The sequence below is a fragment of the Collimonas fungivorans Ter331 genome (assembly GCF_000221045.1).
Taxonomy (GTDB): Bacteria; Pseudomonadota; Gammaproteobacteria; order Burkholderiales; family Burkholderiaceae_D; genus Collimonas; species Collimonas fungivorans_A.
Window position 1 is genome coordinate 4,265,756 of the sequence record NC_015856.1, and the last position, 14,767, is coordinate 4,280,522.

The following is a 14,767-nucleotide window of genomic DNA, read 5'->3' on the forward strand; positions in this document are numbered from 1 at the left end:
GGAAGTTTGCCTTTACACCTTTCAATTTGAACAAGGAATGCCATGGCTACGCCATCACGCCGCCGCATCCGGCCAGCAGTACTGCCGCTTGCCGCGTTTTCCGTTATTGCGCTGTTTCCTCATGCTGCCCTGGCTTGCGCCAGTTGCGGCTGCACGCTCAGCTCCGACTGGGACAACCTCGGCCTCGGCAGTTCGTCGGGACTGAAAATGGATATCCGCTACGATTACCTGAACCAGAACCAGCTGCGCAGCGGCAGCAGCACGATTTCGCCCGGCGCCGCCAGCCGGATTTCGAATAACGGCGATCCGCAGGAAGTCGAAAAATATACCCGCAACAATTACCTGACGCTGGGCCTCGACTACAGCATCAATCCGGACTGGGGCGTCAGCCTGCAACTGCCCTACATCTTGCGCAGCCATAGCACGCTGGGCACGGCGTCGGACGGCGTGACGCCAGGCGACGGCGGTGGCCAGTACGATTCGAGGACGTCCAGCATCGGCGACCTCAAGATCATCGGCCGCTACCAGGGTTTTACGCCGGAACACAATTTCGGCCTCATGTTCGGCTTGAAACTGCCGACCGGCAGCCATACCGACACCGCCATGTCCAGCGATCCCGGTGCGCCAGGCCCGGTGCCTATCGACCGCGGCCTGCAGCCTGGCACCGGCACCACCGACGCCATCCTCGGCGCCTATTACATGGATACGCTCAACAAGGATTGGGATTATTTCGTGCAGGGCATCGTGCAAAAAGCGCTCAATTCCAGCGATCAATACCGCCCCGGCGACGGCGCCAACCTGAACCTTGGCCTGCGTTACATGGGCAACGCTGATTTCACGCCGCAAATCCAGCTGAATGTGCGGCGCGTGCTGCACGATACCGGCGCCGATGCCGACACCGTCAGCACCGGCGGCACCCTGGTCTATCTCAGCCCGGGAGTGACGGTGCCGCTCAGCCAGCAAATCTCTGTGTACGGTTTTGTGCAATTGCCGGTCTATCAGAAGGTCAACGGCGTACAGCTTGCTCCCCGCTATACCGCGACCCTGGGCATGCGTTACTCGTTCTAGCCGGTACGCGCGGGCCGCCAAGGGGCGGTTCGCGCTATTCCCCCGCTCTTTCCCGAATATGAGTTAGTTCTTTATCAACGATAAACGGGTATGTATCCGGTCAATCGGGTGTTGCCTTAAATGCATGGACCAAGAGGCATGCGGTAGAAATATCACAATTGTTTTCAATTGTATCGATAGTCATGTCAGCCATATCCAATCCGACAGCGTTTAATACCTACCTCGGTCATATTGCCAGGTGCGGCGCACAACATTGCTTAGTCGTGCTGCGGTAGACGGATTGATAGATTGATACATAAGGTGCGCCAGCTGCAAGGCCACATGAGCTTCACCAACTCCATGGAGAAAAAAATGAAAGCATTGTTTATTTCAGCAGCAGTTGCAGCAGCCTTACTGACATCGGCAGCCAGCTTCGCCCAGGCTCCGGCCGCAGCGCCAGCCGGCACTACCGGCCTTTGCAAGGACGGCAGCTATTCTTCCAACGCTACCAAGAAAGGCGCTTGCTCTGGCCATAAGGGCGTAAAAGAATGGTATTCCGCCGCGCCAGCGGCCGCCGCACCTGCAGCAGCAGCCCCGGCAGCAGCGGCTCCTGCCCCAGCCAAGGCAGCAACTCCAACGCCGGCCCCAGCTGCGGCTCCTGCCCCAGCTCCCGCTAAAGCAGCAGCTCCGGCTGCTGCCGCACCAGCCGCGATGGCGCCAGCCAAACCGGCTGCCGCAGCCACCGCTCCTGCAGCCGGCGGCGGCGCCGGCAAAGTCTGGGTCAACAGCGCCAGCAAGGTATATCACTGCGAAGGCAGCAAATACTATGGCAAGACCAAGGCCGGTTCTTACATGACGGAAGCAGAAGCCAAGGCGGCAGGCAACCATGCCAACCATGGCAAAGCCTGCAGCTGATAGCTGAGCGCAACGGGGCCTGCTGGCCCCGTTGTCGTTTCTGGCCAATGCGAATGAAAACCGGCAGTGCGGCAGCCGATAAAATCGGCTTCGGTTTTATCTATCTTTAACAATTGGGCCGCTATTTTTGATGCTTTTTACGCTACTCTTGCCGGGTAGTCTAAAGATGGTCAACTCTGAAAGGAAATCTCATGGGCTTTATCGCTTGGTTGATAGTGGGCGCGATTGCAGGATGGCTGGCAGGCGTCCTGGTCAAGGGCGGCGGCTTCGGTGTGCTGGTCGACATCATCGTTGGTATCGTCGGCGCTTTCATCGGCGGCTGGCTGGCAGGTATCCTGGGCATCCAGGTTGGCGGCGGCTGGATTGCATCGATCGTGACGGCCACTGTAGGCGCCGTGATCCTGCTGTTCATTCTGCGGCTTATCAAGCGCGCCTGAGCTATAGCTCTGATTGCAGCACTGATGTACAAAAAACCCGCGTAAATGCGGGTTTTTCTTTTTCCGGGCGCAGGCGCACAGGCCGCCAGCCTCTATTTAAAGTCGCAAGCCATTTGCTCCTTCAGCGGCAATGCTTGCGCACTGCGATGGCAACGGCCGAGATAGTCGAGAAATGACGGCGCTGGCGAATTGCTGACGCTAAGCATGCTGGAACAGTCGTCGCTGGCCGAGCCCAGGGAAAAATCATGCTGGAAGATTTCCTGCGCTCCGCCACCGGCAACACCGGCGAAGAACTGGCCCTGCACCGCAACGCCATCAGCTGGCATATTGACGCCGCGCTGAAAGAGATCGACACCGAACCGCGCAGCCTGGGCCGCGCCTTCTCCAACCTGGTGCGCAATGCATCGCGCTATGCTCGTAGCACCATCAGGGTGCGCGCCGAGCCCGGCGTCGACAGCTGGATGCTGATTGTCGAAGACGACGGCGTCGGCATCCCCGAGCAGGAACGGGAGCGGATTTTCGAACCGTTTTGCCGGCTCGACCGCAGCCGCGACCGCGCCACCGGCGGCTACGGCCTGGGCCTGGCGATCGTCAAGAAGATCGCCGACCGGCTGGGCGGCACGGTCCGTGTCGACAGCTCGCACCTATCACCTTTACTTATTCCAAATAAGGCAAGCTGACAGCCATGCACGCACGGGAAGCACCAAACACGCCAGGCCATCAGGAAAGCATTTTTGCTTTTTTTATTCATACTATTTCCCTAGCGAATCAGCGTGGCGCGCGCTAGAATCCCAAGACCAAATTTGGGAGGATTTCATCTGTGATGTGTACTACCCGTCGTTTCACATTAACCGCTCTCGCCCTTGGCATTGCATCGTTCAACGCCGCAGCGGCGACCCCGAACGATTCCGCGCCGCTGGGAAAACTGCCGCGCTGGGCCCAGCCGCTGGCCTATCAGCTCGACTTGCGCGTCGATCCGCAACAGTCCGACTATAGCGGCAGCGCCACCATCGACATCGACCTGAAACAAGCCGCCGACCACTTGTGGCTGCATGGCCAGGACCTCAACGTCAGCAAGGTCACGCTGACCGACAGGCGGAAAAAAACCTACGCTGCGCAATACAAGGTAGCCGCGCAAAAAGAAGGCGTGGCGGCGATCGAGTTCGGCCAGACGCTGCCGGCCGGACGCTACAGCGTCACGCTGGAATACAGCGCGCCGTTCAATCAGCAGCTGGAAGGCGTGTACAAGGTCAGCAGCCAGGGCGCGCCATATGTCATCACGCAGATGGAAGCGATCAGCGCGCGCTACGCTTTCCCTGGTTTCGATGAACCTGCCTTCAAGACGCCGTTTACACTCAGCCTGACCGTGCCGGAAAACCAGGTTGCCGTCGCCAACACCCGCCAGGTCGAAGAACAGAAACTCGACAAAGGCTGGCACAAGCTGAGCTTTGCCCCGACCAGGCCGTTGCCGACTTACCTGGTGGCGTTCGCCGTCGGCCCGTGGGATGTGGTCAACGGACCGGAAATTCCGGCAACCAAATGGCGCCCCCAGGCGACGCCGCTGCGCGGCATAGCGCCGCACGGCGAAGGCGAGCGCATCAAGCCTGCGCTGGCGCAGACGCCGGCCATCATCACCGCGCTGGAAGATTATTTCGGCTTCGGCTATCCGTTCGACAAGGTCGACCTGCTGGCAGCGCCTGACTTTGCCGCCGGCGCCATGGAAAACCCGGGCCTGGTGACTTTCCGCGATTACCTGATGCTGCTCGACGCCAACTCGCCGGCGCACAACGTGCGCGGCTCGTTCAATGTCACGGCCCACGAACTGGCGCACCAATGGTTCGGCGACACCGTCACCATGCCATGGTGGGACGACCTGTGGCTCAACGAAGCGTTCGCCACCTGGATGCAAAGCAAGATCACGCGCCAGCTGCACCCTGAATACCGCGCCGACCTGGAACTGATCGGCGGCGCCAGCTATGCGATGCAAAGCGACAGCCTGGTCAGCGTACGCCGCATCCGCCAGCCGATCACCGGCAACGGCGATATCGAAACGGCGTTCGACGGCATCACCTACCAGAAAGGCGCCGCCGTATTGAACATGTTCGAACGCTACCTCGGCGCGGAAACCTTCCGCCAGGGCGTGCGCGCGTATATCAAGCAGCACCAGTTCTCCAGCGCCACCGCGGACGACCTGGTGGCGGCGCTGGCCAAGGCTTCTGGCAAGGACCAGCGTTTTGCGAAAGCGATGCAAAGTTTCCTCGACCAATCCGGCGTGCCGCTGGTCGACACCAGGCTTAGCTGGGAAGACGGCAAGGCCGTGCTGCGCCTGAAACAGCAGCGCTACCTGCCGCTCGGTTCGACCGGCGAAGCCAAGCGCCTGTGGGGCATTCCGGTATGCGTGCGCTATGGCGTCGCCGACAGCAGCGGCAACGACAGCGCCAAGACCCAATGCGAACTGCTGGACCAGGAACAAGGCAAGATGGTGTTGCAAGGCGCATCGGCCGGCAGCTGGTACATGCCGAATGCAGATGCCGCCGGCTACTATCGCTTCAACATGGCGCGTGACGACCTGGCGCGACTGACCGCCAGCCTCGGCCAATTGCCGGACACCGAACAGCTGGCCTACGCCGATGCCGTCAACGCCGGTTTCGACAGCGGCGCCCTGGATGCCGCCGCCGTACTGGCTGCGGCGCCGCGCCTGGCGCAGTCAAACACACGCGAAGTGGCGACAGCGCTGATCCCTACGCTCAAATGGCTGTCCCGACACGAAGCCCGCAACCCGGCCCAGCAGGCACGCCTGGTTGAACTGGCGCGCCAGATGTACCTGCCGCGCCTGCAGCAGCTCGGTTACCAGCGCCGCGCCAATGAAAGCCAGGACGATGCGCTGCTGCGCGCCTCGCTGGCGAGTTTCCTGGCGCTCGACATGAAACTGCCGGAAGTCCGCCAGGCCCTGCTGGCGCAAGGCAAACAAGCGTTGCAGCCGAATGCCGACGGCCAGCTCAAGCTGGCGGCAGCCAATCCTGACCTGCTGCGTTCGGTGCTGGCGGTCAGCACACAAGATAGCGGCGACAGCGCCATCGACGTCTTGATCAAGGCGCTCGGCAACACCAGCGAACCGGCGCAACGCATGGCGATCCTGAGCGGCCTCGGTTCCGCCAAGGCCGCCGGCAATGCCGAACGCGCGCGCAACCTGGCGCTCGATCCGCGCGTCAAGGTCGGCGAAATCAGCACTCTGCTGTACGCCAGCCGGGAAGACGGCGAAGGCCGCGACGCCATGTGGAAATGGTTTACCGCCAACCATGCGCAGCTGATCAAGCGCAGCGGCGATTCGTCCGGCGGCAAGCTGCCTGGACTGGTGGCCGGCGACAGCTGTTCGCAGCGCGAAGCGGACCGCCTGACGACCTTCTTCCAGCCTTTGCTGAAACAGTTGCCCGGCGCCGAACGCGGCCTGGCGCAGACCCGTGAAAAGGCTCTGCTGTGCACCGCTTTGCGCGACAAACAGGATCCGGAGGCAATCCTGCGCTGACGCTGGCTCCAGCAAACGCCGGCATTTGGGCGTATAAGCTGAGCTTTGACCCGATTTTTAGAATGCCTTACAAGGCTGTTTTTTCCGATGACTTCTCATAAGGATTATTTACTCGTGAAACGCTCTCTGATTTGTGCAGCAGTGCTGACACTGGTTGCAGGCTATACCAGCTCCACCGCCAGTTTCGCCCAGACCCCGCGCACCGTGGCCGCCGCTATCGTCGCGCCGGCATCGCCGCTGGCCAGCGGCATCGACATGCAGAACGCCGACCTGGCGGTACGCCCCCAGGACGACTTCTATAGCTACGTCAACGGCAGCTGGCTCAAGAAAACCGAAATCCCCGCCGACAAATCGTCTTGGGGCGCGTTCTACGAGCTGCGTGAAAATTCCCTGAACCAGCTGCACACCATCGTCGATGCGGTCAGCGCGGAGAAGAACATCGCGCCCGGCTCCAACCAGCAGAAAATCGCCGACCTGTACGCCAGCTACATGGATGAGCCGGCGCTGGAAACACTCGGCGCCAAACCGCTGGATGCCGAGTTCGCCAAAGTCGACGCGCTGAAGGACAAGAAACAGATCCCCGCCCTGATCGCCCACCTGAACAGCATCGGCGTCAATGCGCCGTATGACATCGGCATCCACCAGGACGCCAAGGATTCCAGCAAGGTGATCGCCGACCTCGGCCAAAGCGGCCTCGGCCTGCCGGACCGCGACTATTACCTGAAAGCCGACGACGCCAAGCTGAAAGACACGCTGGCCAAGTACCGCGCGCATATCGAAACCATGCTGGCGCTGTCCGGCGACAAGGCCGCGAAGAAAAACGCCGCCAGCATCGTCGCTCTGGAAACCGCACTGGCCAAGGTGCAATGGACCAAGGTCGAGAACCGCGATCCGGTCAAGACCTACAACCGGGTCGAGCTGGCGCAGCTGCATGCACTGGCTCCGCACTACGAGTGGGACGGCTACCTGTCCGGCGCCGGCCTGAAAGACAAGGTGACCTACCTGGTGGTCAGCCAGCCTAGCTATATCAAGGGCTTCGACAAGATCCTGGAAAAGACCCCACTGCCGGTCTGGAAAGCGTATTTCAAGTGGCACGTGCTGAGCAGTTTCGCCTCTGACCTCTCCAAGCAGTATGTCGACCAGAACTTCGCATTCAAGGGCACCGTGCTGCGCGGCGTACCGGAAAACGAACCACGCTGGAAGCGCGGCATCAATGTGGTTGAAGCCAGCGTCGGCGAGGGCCTGGGCCAGCTCTACGTGCAGCAGTTCTTCCCGCCTGAGAACAAGGCGCGCATGGAAAAGCTGGTGGCCAACCTGATCGCCGCCTACAATCATAGCATCGACGGCCTCGACTGGATGGGCGCCGACACCAAGAAGCAGGCGCAAAAGAAACTGTCGACGCTGATGCTGAAGATCGGCTATCCCGACAAATGGCGCGATTATTCAGCCCTGAGCATCAAGCGCGACGACCTGGTCGGCAACGTGATCCGCGCCCGCGAGTTTGAATTCAAGCGCAACATCGACAAGCTCGGCAAACCGGTCGACCGCACCGAATGGGGCATGACGCCGCAAACCGTGAATGCCTACTACAACCCGGAGTTCAACGAAATCGTGTTCCCGGCGGCGATCCTGCAACCGCCGTTCTTCAACGCCAACGCTGACGACGCGGTCAACTATGGCGGCATCGGCGCGGTGATCGGCCATGAAATCAGCCACGGATTCGACGACCAGGGCAGCCAGTACGACGAAATCGGCAACCTGCGCGACTGGTGGACCAAGGAAGACCACGAGAAATTCGCGGTCAAGACCAAGGCCCTGGTGGCGCAATACGGCGCCTACAGCCCGGTTCCCGGCTACAAGGTCAACGGCGAGCTGACCCTGGGTGAAAACATCGCGGACAACTCCGGTCTGACCATCGCCTACAAGGCTTACCACCTGTCCCTGGACGGCAAGACGCCACCCGTGATCGACGGCCTCACCGGCGACCAGCGCTTGTATCTGGGCTGGGCCCAGGTATGGCGCGGCAAGGTGCGCGACGCCCAGGCCATCGTCTATGTAAAAACCGATCCGCACTCGCCGCCGCGTTTCCGCGGCAACGGCACACTGGGCAACCAGCCTGGTTTCTACAGCGCGTTCGACGTCAAGCCGGGCGACAAGATGTACCTGCCGCCGGAGCAACGCGTCCTGATGTGGTAAACACCGCAGTCATTGCTGTGATCCGGAAGCCATCGACTCTGTCGGTGGCTTTTTTTATTTACCGTAGGGTGGGCATAAAGGCGTGCCCACCCTACACAAGATAATTGTTGCGAACCCGTTCGACATCGATCTCGAGCACCTGGCGCAGGTAACGCTCCATGCCGCGATGCGACGCCCGTCCGCAGCCAGGTAGCCGCCCAGGTCGCGGACATTCCGGATCGCCTCGAAACCGAGCTCGCCATGGCCAGGCCCGGGGTTCAGCATGCGCCCCACTGCGCGCCGGCATATTTTGAAAGCATCCTTGCTCCTTATCATTTGACAATGCATGAAGGCTATCATCAAGCCAAAGAGACGGTCCAGCACGGGTCCGGCACAGCTCCAGCACAAGACAGTCTGTTGGTTTTAGTAAACCCGCAAAACCTCTAATTACCGTCAAAACCACGTCTTCTTTTGTTTTCATCAAGCAATCTCTCTATAATACGCGACGGCGCAATGGGGGAAGGTATGATTCATGCCTACCCTGCTGCATCGCTTGATCAACATCAGAAAGTGGCAATCATGCATCTTCACCGTCGTCTTTTTTCCGGTTTTCTCTCCTTCATCCTGCCGCTCGTCGTCGGCGCCGCCCTCCCGCTGTCGGCCAGTTTTGCCGAATCCGGCGTCACCGACCAGAAAATCATCCTGGGGCAATCCGCGGCATTTTCCGGCCCGGCCGCCCAGCTGGGCATCCAGATGAATGCCGGCGCCAAAGCCTATTTCGATTCCGTGAATGAGCAGGGTGGCGTGTTTGGACGACAGATCGAAATCATCAAGGCCGACGATAAATACGAAGCCGACCTGGCCGCAGCCAATACCAAGCGCCTGATTGAAAAAGACGATGTGTTCGCCTTGTTCGGTTATGTCGGCACGCCTACCAGCAACGCCGCCCTGCCGATTTTCACGCAAGCCGGCGTGCCGTTCTTTGCCCCGGTCACCGGCGCCCAGTCGCTGCGCGAGCCGCTGAACCGCCAGGTTTTCAACATCCGCGCCAGCTACTTCGACGAAACCGAGCACCTGGTGGAAAAACTGGCCAACGTCGGCATCAAGAACATTGCCGTGTTCTACCAGAACGACGCCTATGGCCGCGCCGGGCTGGAAGGCGTGCAGCGCGCGCTGAAGAAGATGAACCTGGAACTGGTCGAAGCGGCCACGGTGGAACGCAACAGCACCGACGTCAAGGGGGCCGTCAGCAAGATCCTGCCGAAACGCCCTGCCGCAATCATCCAGATCAGCGCCTATGCTTCCTGCGCCGCTTACATCAAGGAAATGCGCAAGGCCGGCTATAACGGCCAGTTCTACAATGTCTCGTTCGTCGGCAGCCAGGCTTTGGCCGACGCCTTGGGCAAGGATGGCGAAGGCGTGGTGATTTCCCAGGTGGTGCCGTTCCCGTGGAGCTCGTCGACCCCGGTGCTCGCCGAATATACCAAGCTGATGCAGAAAGCCGGCGTCAAGGAGCCTAATTTCTCCAGCCTGGAAGGTTTCATCGCCGCCAAGGTATTCGTCGAGGGCTTGAAGCGGGCCGGCAAGGACCTGACCCGCGCCAAGCTGGTCAAGGCGCTGGAAACCATCAACATGAAGAACTATAACGGCGGCGGCTTCGACGTGAATTTCAGCGGCAGCAACCACAGCGGTTCGAAATTTGTCGAAATGACCATGATCACCAAGGACAAGAAGTTCCTGAACTGACGATTGCGTCAGGCATCGCAGAATAAAAAATCCGGCCTGATGCCGAATTTTTTATGGCTCAAATATTCATTGCCTCAAATCGGCGTCAATACCGCCTGCCCGGAAAAATGCCGCCTGGCGTTTTCCAGGAACAGGCGGACTGTCTCGGCCACCGACTCCGGCGACCAGCCGGCCACATGCGGCGTCAGCACCGCGTTCGGCAGATCGAGCAGTTCCGCCGGCGGCAGCGGCTCGCTCTCGTAGACATCGAGGCCGGCGCCGGCAACCCGCCCTTCGCGCAAGGCCAGCGCCAGCGCCGCGGTATCAATCACGCTGCCGCGCGCGATATTCACAATAAACCCTTGCGGCCCCAGGGCATCCAGCACCGGGCGGTTGATCAGGTGGCGGGTAGCGGCGCCGCCGGGCGTGGCGACCACCAGGAAATCGGCCCATTGCGCCAGTTCCAGCACCGAAGCGAAATAGGCGAACGGCGTCTCGCTGCGCACCGAACGGTTGTGATAGCCGATCGTCATGTCGAAACCCGCGGCACGGCGCGCAATCTGTTTGCCGATGGTGCCGAGTCCGATGATGCCGAGACGCTTGCCGGATACGCTGGGCGGCAAAGGCAAGGCGTCGCGCCAGATGCCCTGGTGCAGGGCCACCCCCAGCTGCGGAATGCCGCGCACCGTCGCCAGCAGCAAACCCATGGCATGGTCAGCGACGCAGGCGTCATTGGTGCCGGCGCCGTTGGATACCGTGATGCCGCGCTCGCGCGCAGCGGCGACATCGATGTTCTCGAAACCGGCGCCCAGCGCGCAAACCAGTTCCAGCTTGGGCAAGGCGGCGATTTCATTGGCGTGCAAGCCGATCGAACCGATGGTCAGCACCGCCCGTATGGCATCGGCGTGGCTGGCGATGGCGGCGCCGCGCTGCTCGGCGGTGGGCGCATAGACTATCTGGAAGTCTTGGCCGATGCGTTGCAGGCCTTGGTCGGACAAGGGATTGAGGATCAGGAGAGTAGGAAGCATTGGCGGCCGGGGCAAGAAATGTTGTGGGCAAGCTGCGCCGATAGCGCAGTGCCTACAATGATAATCTCGAAACCGTATTTCCCGCTTGGCCGGCGGGAATTCAGATCAGCGCCAGCCGCTTCTTGATCTGGTCGATGGGCCAGACGCCGATCACCTTGTCCGACAGGCGCCCTTCGCTTTCGTCGGTGCCTTCGATGATGTAGCGGCTAGGCGCGGGGAAATGGAAAGGCCCCAGTTCCAGGTTCAGGCGGCGCCATTCGCCCAGGGCGATCTCGCCGTTCGCTTCAAAGCCGCGGAACGAATAACTGGAGGTCAGCAGGTAAAGGGCGCCGCTGTCGCAGATGTTCTTCAGCGCGGAAAAAATCCCTTGCAGCGGCAAATGCACCAGGCAGTCCCGGCAAAACACCGCATCGGCCCGGGGCAACGGGGTATTGATCAGGTCGAGCTGCACGAACTGCCGCCCGGCCTGGCCGAATTTCTCGCGGTTGCGCTCGACCAGCTGCGGCACGATATCGGCGCCGATATAGTCGACCCTGGAGAGGTCGACATGCTGCATCCAGTTGAAATCGCCGCAGGGCAAATCCAGCATCGAGCGGATATTGAACTCCTCCAGCAGGTACGGCAGCTCGCGCTGCAGGTGCCGGGTCCGGTACAGCTCGGAGCCTGGTCCGGAAACCGATTCGCTGCTCCCCCAATTGTTACCTTGATAGATCTCGGTAAAAACCTTCTCCGCTTGGCTCATGGTTCACGCTTTCTTTCGTCATTGTTTTATTATCGACAGGCGCTGCTGGCTGAGAGCAATTTACTGAACAATGGCGATAAAAGCAATTTGGATGTCAAAATACGTGTTGCATGCTCGCCCTGTCCGGAGCTGCGCTATAGGAGAGAGGTAAAAATGGCTTTGTGCATCAGCGTGTTTGAACGGCTGGACCCGCAGGTTCTGCGTAATCATCAGCATTACTGCAGCCTGTTCGGCTATCCCCACCGCTGGGTAGAAACCGCGCACATCGCCCATCCCATGCTGCGCCAGGCGTACCGCTACCACGTGCTGCTGCAGGAATTGCGGCAAGCCGCCGACAACGACTGGGTCCTGCTGCTCGATTGCAACGCCGTCATCGTCCATCCGCTGGCGATGGATACCCTGCTGGCCGGGCGCGACGCGCTGCTGGTCAAAGGCCCTACCCGCAGCCCGTCGGGCGAACCGCGGGTCGTCATGAACAACATGCTGGCGCTGCGCAATACCGCAGAAAACCGCAAGATCCTGCACGACATCGTTTTTATCCTGCACAAAGCCCTGATCCGGGATGAAATCGGGAGAAGCGAGCTGAGCCTGCTGGAGCAATTCCCGGCGCTGGATGTCAACGCCATGATCGGCGACGGCTACGTCAACGTCAGCTGGTACATCTCGAAATGGTTCGACGCCCGCATCTTCGTGCTCAACCTCGGCCCCTGGCCCTCGGCCGAAGGCGAACCGGACCATGACATCCTGTTCGACCTGCGCATGAAAAACCTGCTGGTGCGGCAAGTCAACGGCGCCTTGATCGACGGCTTGCCGCTGCTGAAGACACCGGCCTACCCGGCGCTTTCCGAGGAGCCGCTGTCCAGTTTCAATCCGCAAGGAAAAATCGCGCTGGTGACGCTCTACACCCACCACATCGCTGACTACGCGCGCATCTCCGAGCACAATGTAAAACGCTACTGCGACCGCCACGGCTACGCCTACCATGTGTATCGCGCCATTCCGGAACAGCTCGACAGCAGCATATCCGGATCCTGGGTCAAGAGCTGGCTGCTGGCGCGCCACCTGGCGGAGCACGACTGGGTGATCTGGATAGACGCCGACATCCTGTTCACCAATCCATCCAAAAAGCTGGAGCCGCTGCTGGCAGGCCGCGACCTGCTGTTCGCCAAGGACATCGGCGGCTGGGAACTGAATTCCGGCGTGATGGCTTTCCGCAATACGGCCGAGAACGCCGCATTGCTGGAACAGATATGGCAATGCGTCAACCAGGTCGACGACAAATCCTCGGTCTACAGCAGCCAGGGCGACCAGTTCCACACCATCGAAGCATTGCGCGCGGCCGGCAAGCTCAACGAGCAGTCGATTGTCGATTGCCTCGCCATCAATACGCCGCCGCAGTTCAGCACCAGCGATACCCTGCTGACGCACTACTTCGGCTGGGGCGAGCCGTACCGCTCGGTGTATATGGCGGACGACGACACCATGTCGCAAAGAAACCGCGGAAACTAATCACTGCGCCGTACGCAGCTTTCCCTCATATCGGCAAACGCATGCGCGGCGCATGCGTTTGCCTTCGAATCATTTTCTGGAACCGGCATGCAAATTTTCCTCGTACAGCTCAGCGTCATCATCCTTGCCGCCTTTATCTGCGGGACCGCGGCGGAAAAGCTGGGCCAGTCGCGGGTGGTCGGGGAAATTGCCGCCGGCCTGCTGCTCGGCCCCTCCGTCCTCGGCGCAATCGATATCCATGCCTATGATTTCCTGTTCGGCAGCGCCAGCATGCCGGCCTCGGCCCTGTCGCAGCTGGGAGAACTCGGCCTGGTGCTGCTGATGTTCCAACTTGGGCTGCATCTGGACCTGAAGAGCTTGCAGGGACGACGCCAGGCGAACGCGCCGTTGCTGGTCGCCCTGCTGGGAATGCTGATCCCGTTTGCCCTTGGCTGCGCCATCGGCGCCATCTCCAGGCCATGGATTGCACCGCACGCCGAAGCTGTCGGATATGTGCTGTTTTGCGGCCTGGCGCTGTCGATATCGGCAGTGCCCGTGATGGCCAGGATCGTCATGGATTTACGCATGGCCGATTCTTATCCGGCGACCGTCGCGCTAGCCTCGGCGACGCTCACGGACATACTCGGCTGGCTGTTGCTGGCGGTGATCGCCGCCTTCGCGGCCGGCACGTATTCATTCAGCCGCACACTGCACGACCTGGCCCTGCTGGCGGTGTTTGTGGCTTTTTCCCTGTTGCTGGCCAAACCGCTTTGGCGCAGCGTGCTGAGCCGGGGCAAGACGACCGAAGCATCGGCGCCGTCCGCCGGGATATTGGCATGCGTAGCCTGTTATGTGCTCCTGTCCTCATGGGTCACCGCGGCGATCGGCTTCCACAGCGCCTTCGGCGCCCTGATGGCGGCCCTGGTGCTGCGCGGCCACGCCGATCTGGCGCAGGCCTGGCGGCGCCAGGTGACGGGTTTTGTCGAACTGGTCCTGATGCCGGTTTTTTTCGCCTACGCCGGCATCCACGTGTCGCTGGGCAGCGTGCAGTCGCCCGATTTCTGGCAATGGTTCCTGCTGTTCCTGGCGGCGGCGATCCTGGGAAAATTCGGCGGCAGCTACCTGGGTGCGCGCTGGTCCGGCATCCCCCACCGCGATGCCAGGATCATCGGCGCGCTGATGAACACTCGCGGCCTGATGGAACTGATCGTGCTGACGATAGGGCTGCAACTCGGCATCCTGCCGGTTTCCGTGTATTCGATGCTGGTGCTGATGGCGCTGGTGACAACGGCGATGACCGTGCCGCTGCTGCGGTTCTGGCGGCGCCAGGACAAGGTGCTTGCAGGCGGCCGCAAGGCGAACGGCGCCGACCAGATGTCAACTTAAATAACATCATCCAAAACCTCATAATTTTTAACATTCGTTAACAATAAAAAAATAAGCAACAGCCCTTTTTATTATAATATTTACATTAATATCAATATAACTCTATAATGAGTATATATTTCCACAAGGAAATATATTTATAAAACAGGCAAGCATGGATACCGTGCTTGCTACAGCTCCCCCCAGCCACCCGCTGCTGGCCAAGGGTGGCTCACTTCCCTTCCTTCTCAGGGCTCCCGCCGGATAGGCATTGGCAACAAACTGTACTCGCGAGTGACAGCGAGGCCGCTTTTAACTC

At 60.5% G+C, this 14,767-nt stretch carries 11 protein-coding genes; 9 read left to right on the forward strand and 2 right to left on the reverse strand.

Annotated elements, in window-relative coordinates; translation table 11 throughout:
- Positions 1–42 precede the first annotated feature (42 nt).
- The 7 genes from CFU_RS18980 to CFU_RS19015 all read left to right on the forward strand — a co-directional run bounded on the left by CFU_RS18980 (position 43) and on the right by CFU_RS19015 (position 9,846).
- Complete coding sequence (locus CFU_RS18980; RefSeq protein WP_014007626.1) at positions 43–1,068, forward strand: TonB-dependent receptor; 1,026 nt, start codon at positions 43–45, stop codon at positions 1,066–1,068.
- Positions 1,069–1,419: 351 nt separating this feature from the next.
- On the forward strand, positions 1,420–1,962 hold the full coding sequence (locus CFU_RS18985) for a DUF3761 domain-containing protein (RefSeq protein WP_041743693.1): 543 nt from the start codon (positions 1,420–1,422) through the stop codon (positions 1,960–1,962).
- A 191-nt stretch (positions 1,963–2,153) separates the two neighbouring features.
- Positions 2,154–2,399, forward strand: a complete 246-nt coding sequence (locus CFU_RS18990; RefSeq protein WP_014007628.1) for a GlsB/YeaQ/YmgE family stress response membrane protein — start codon at positions 2,154–2,156, stop codon at positions 2,397–2,399.
- A 245-nt stretch (positions 2,400–2,644) separates the two neighbouring features.
- Positions 2,645–3,079 carry an ATP-binding protein gene (locus CFU_RS18995; RefSeq protein ID WP_014007629.1) on the forward strand — a complete coding sequence of 145 codons (435 nt, stop codon included), beginning with the start codon at positions 2,645–2,647 and terminating at the stop codon, positions 3,077–3,079.
- Between the two features lie 143 nt (positions 3,080–3,222).
- Complete coding sequence (locus CFU_RS19000) at positions 3,223–5,925, forward strand: M1 family metallopeptidase (RefSeq protein WP_041742418.1); 2,703 nt, start codon at positions 3,223–3,225, stop codon at positions 5,923–5,925.
- A gap of 114 nt (positions 5,926–6,039) precedes the next feature.
- Positions 6,040–8,121, forward strand: coding sequence for a M13 family metallopeptidase (locus CFU_RS19005; RefSeq protein WP_041742420.1), 2,082 nt, complete (start codon positions 6,040–6,042; stop codon positions 8,119–8,121).
- 558 nt (positions 8,122–8,679) lie between these two features.
- Positions 8,680–9,846 (forward strand): ABC transporter substrate-binding protein, encoded by a 1,167-nt coding sequence (locus CFU_RS19015; protein WP_050808768.1) that lies wholly within the window; start codon positions 8,680–8,682, stop codon positions 9,844–9,846.
- A gap of 74 nt (positions 9,847–9,920) precedes the next feature.
- On the opposite strand, the gene CFU_RS19020 is transcribed toward CFU_RS19015, so the two are convergent.
- Positions 9,921–10,853: a 2-hydroxyacid dehydrogenase gene (locus tag CFU_RS19020; protein WP_041742424.1), complete on the reverse strand. Its 933-nt coding sequence runs from the start codon at positions 10,851–10,853 to the stop codon at positions 9,921–9,923.
- A gap of 100 nt (positions 10,854–10,953) precedes the next feature.
- Entirely contained in the window at positions 10,954–11,595 is a 642-nt protein-coding gene (locus tag CFU_RS19025) for a class I SAM-dependent methyltransferase (protein ID WP_050808654.1), read from the reverse strand.
- A 153-nt stretch (positions 11,596–11,748) separates the two neighbouring features.
- On the opposite strand from CFU_RS19025, the gene CFU_RS19030 reads away from it, so the two are divergent.
- Both CFU_RS19030 and CFU_RS19035 read left to right on the forward strand, forming a co-directional pair.
- Positions 11,749–13,104: a galactosyl transferase GMA12/MNN10 family protein gene (locus tag CFU_RS19030; RefSeq protein ID WP_041742425.1), complete on the forward strand. Its 1,356-nt coding sequence runs from the start codon at positions 11,749–11,751 to the stop codon at positions 13,102–13,104.
- Positions 13,105–13,191: 87 nt separating this feature from the next.
- Positions 13,192–14,469, forward strand: a complete 1,278-nt coding sequence (locus CFU_RS19035) for a cation:proton antiporter (protein ID WP_014007635.1) — start codon at positions 13,192–13,194, stop codon at positions 14,467–14,469.
- Positions 14,470–14,767: the final 298 nt, after the last annotated feature.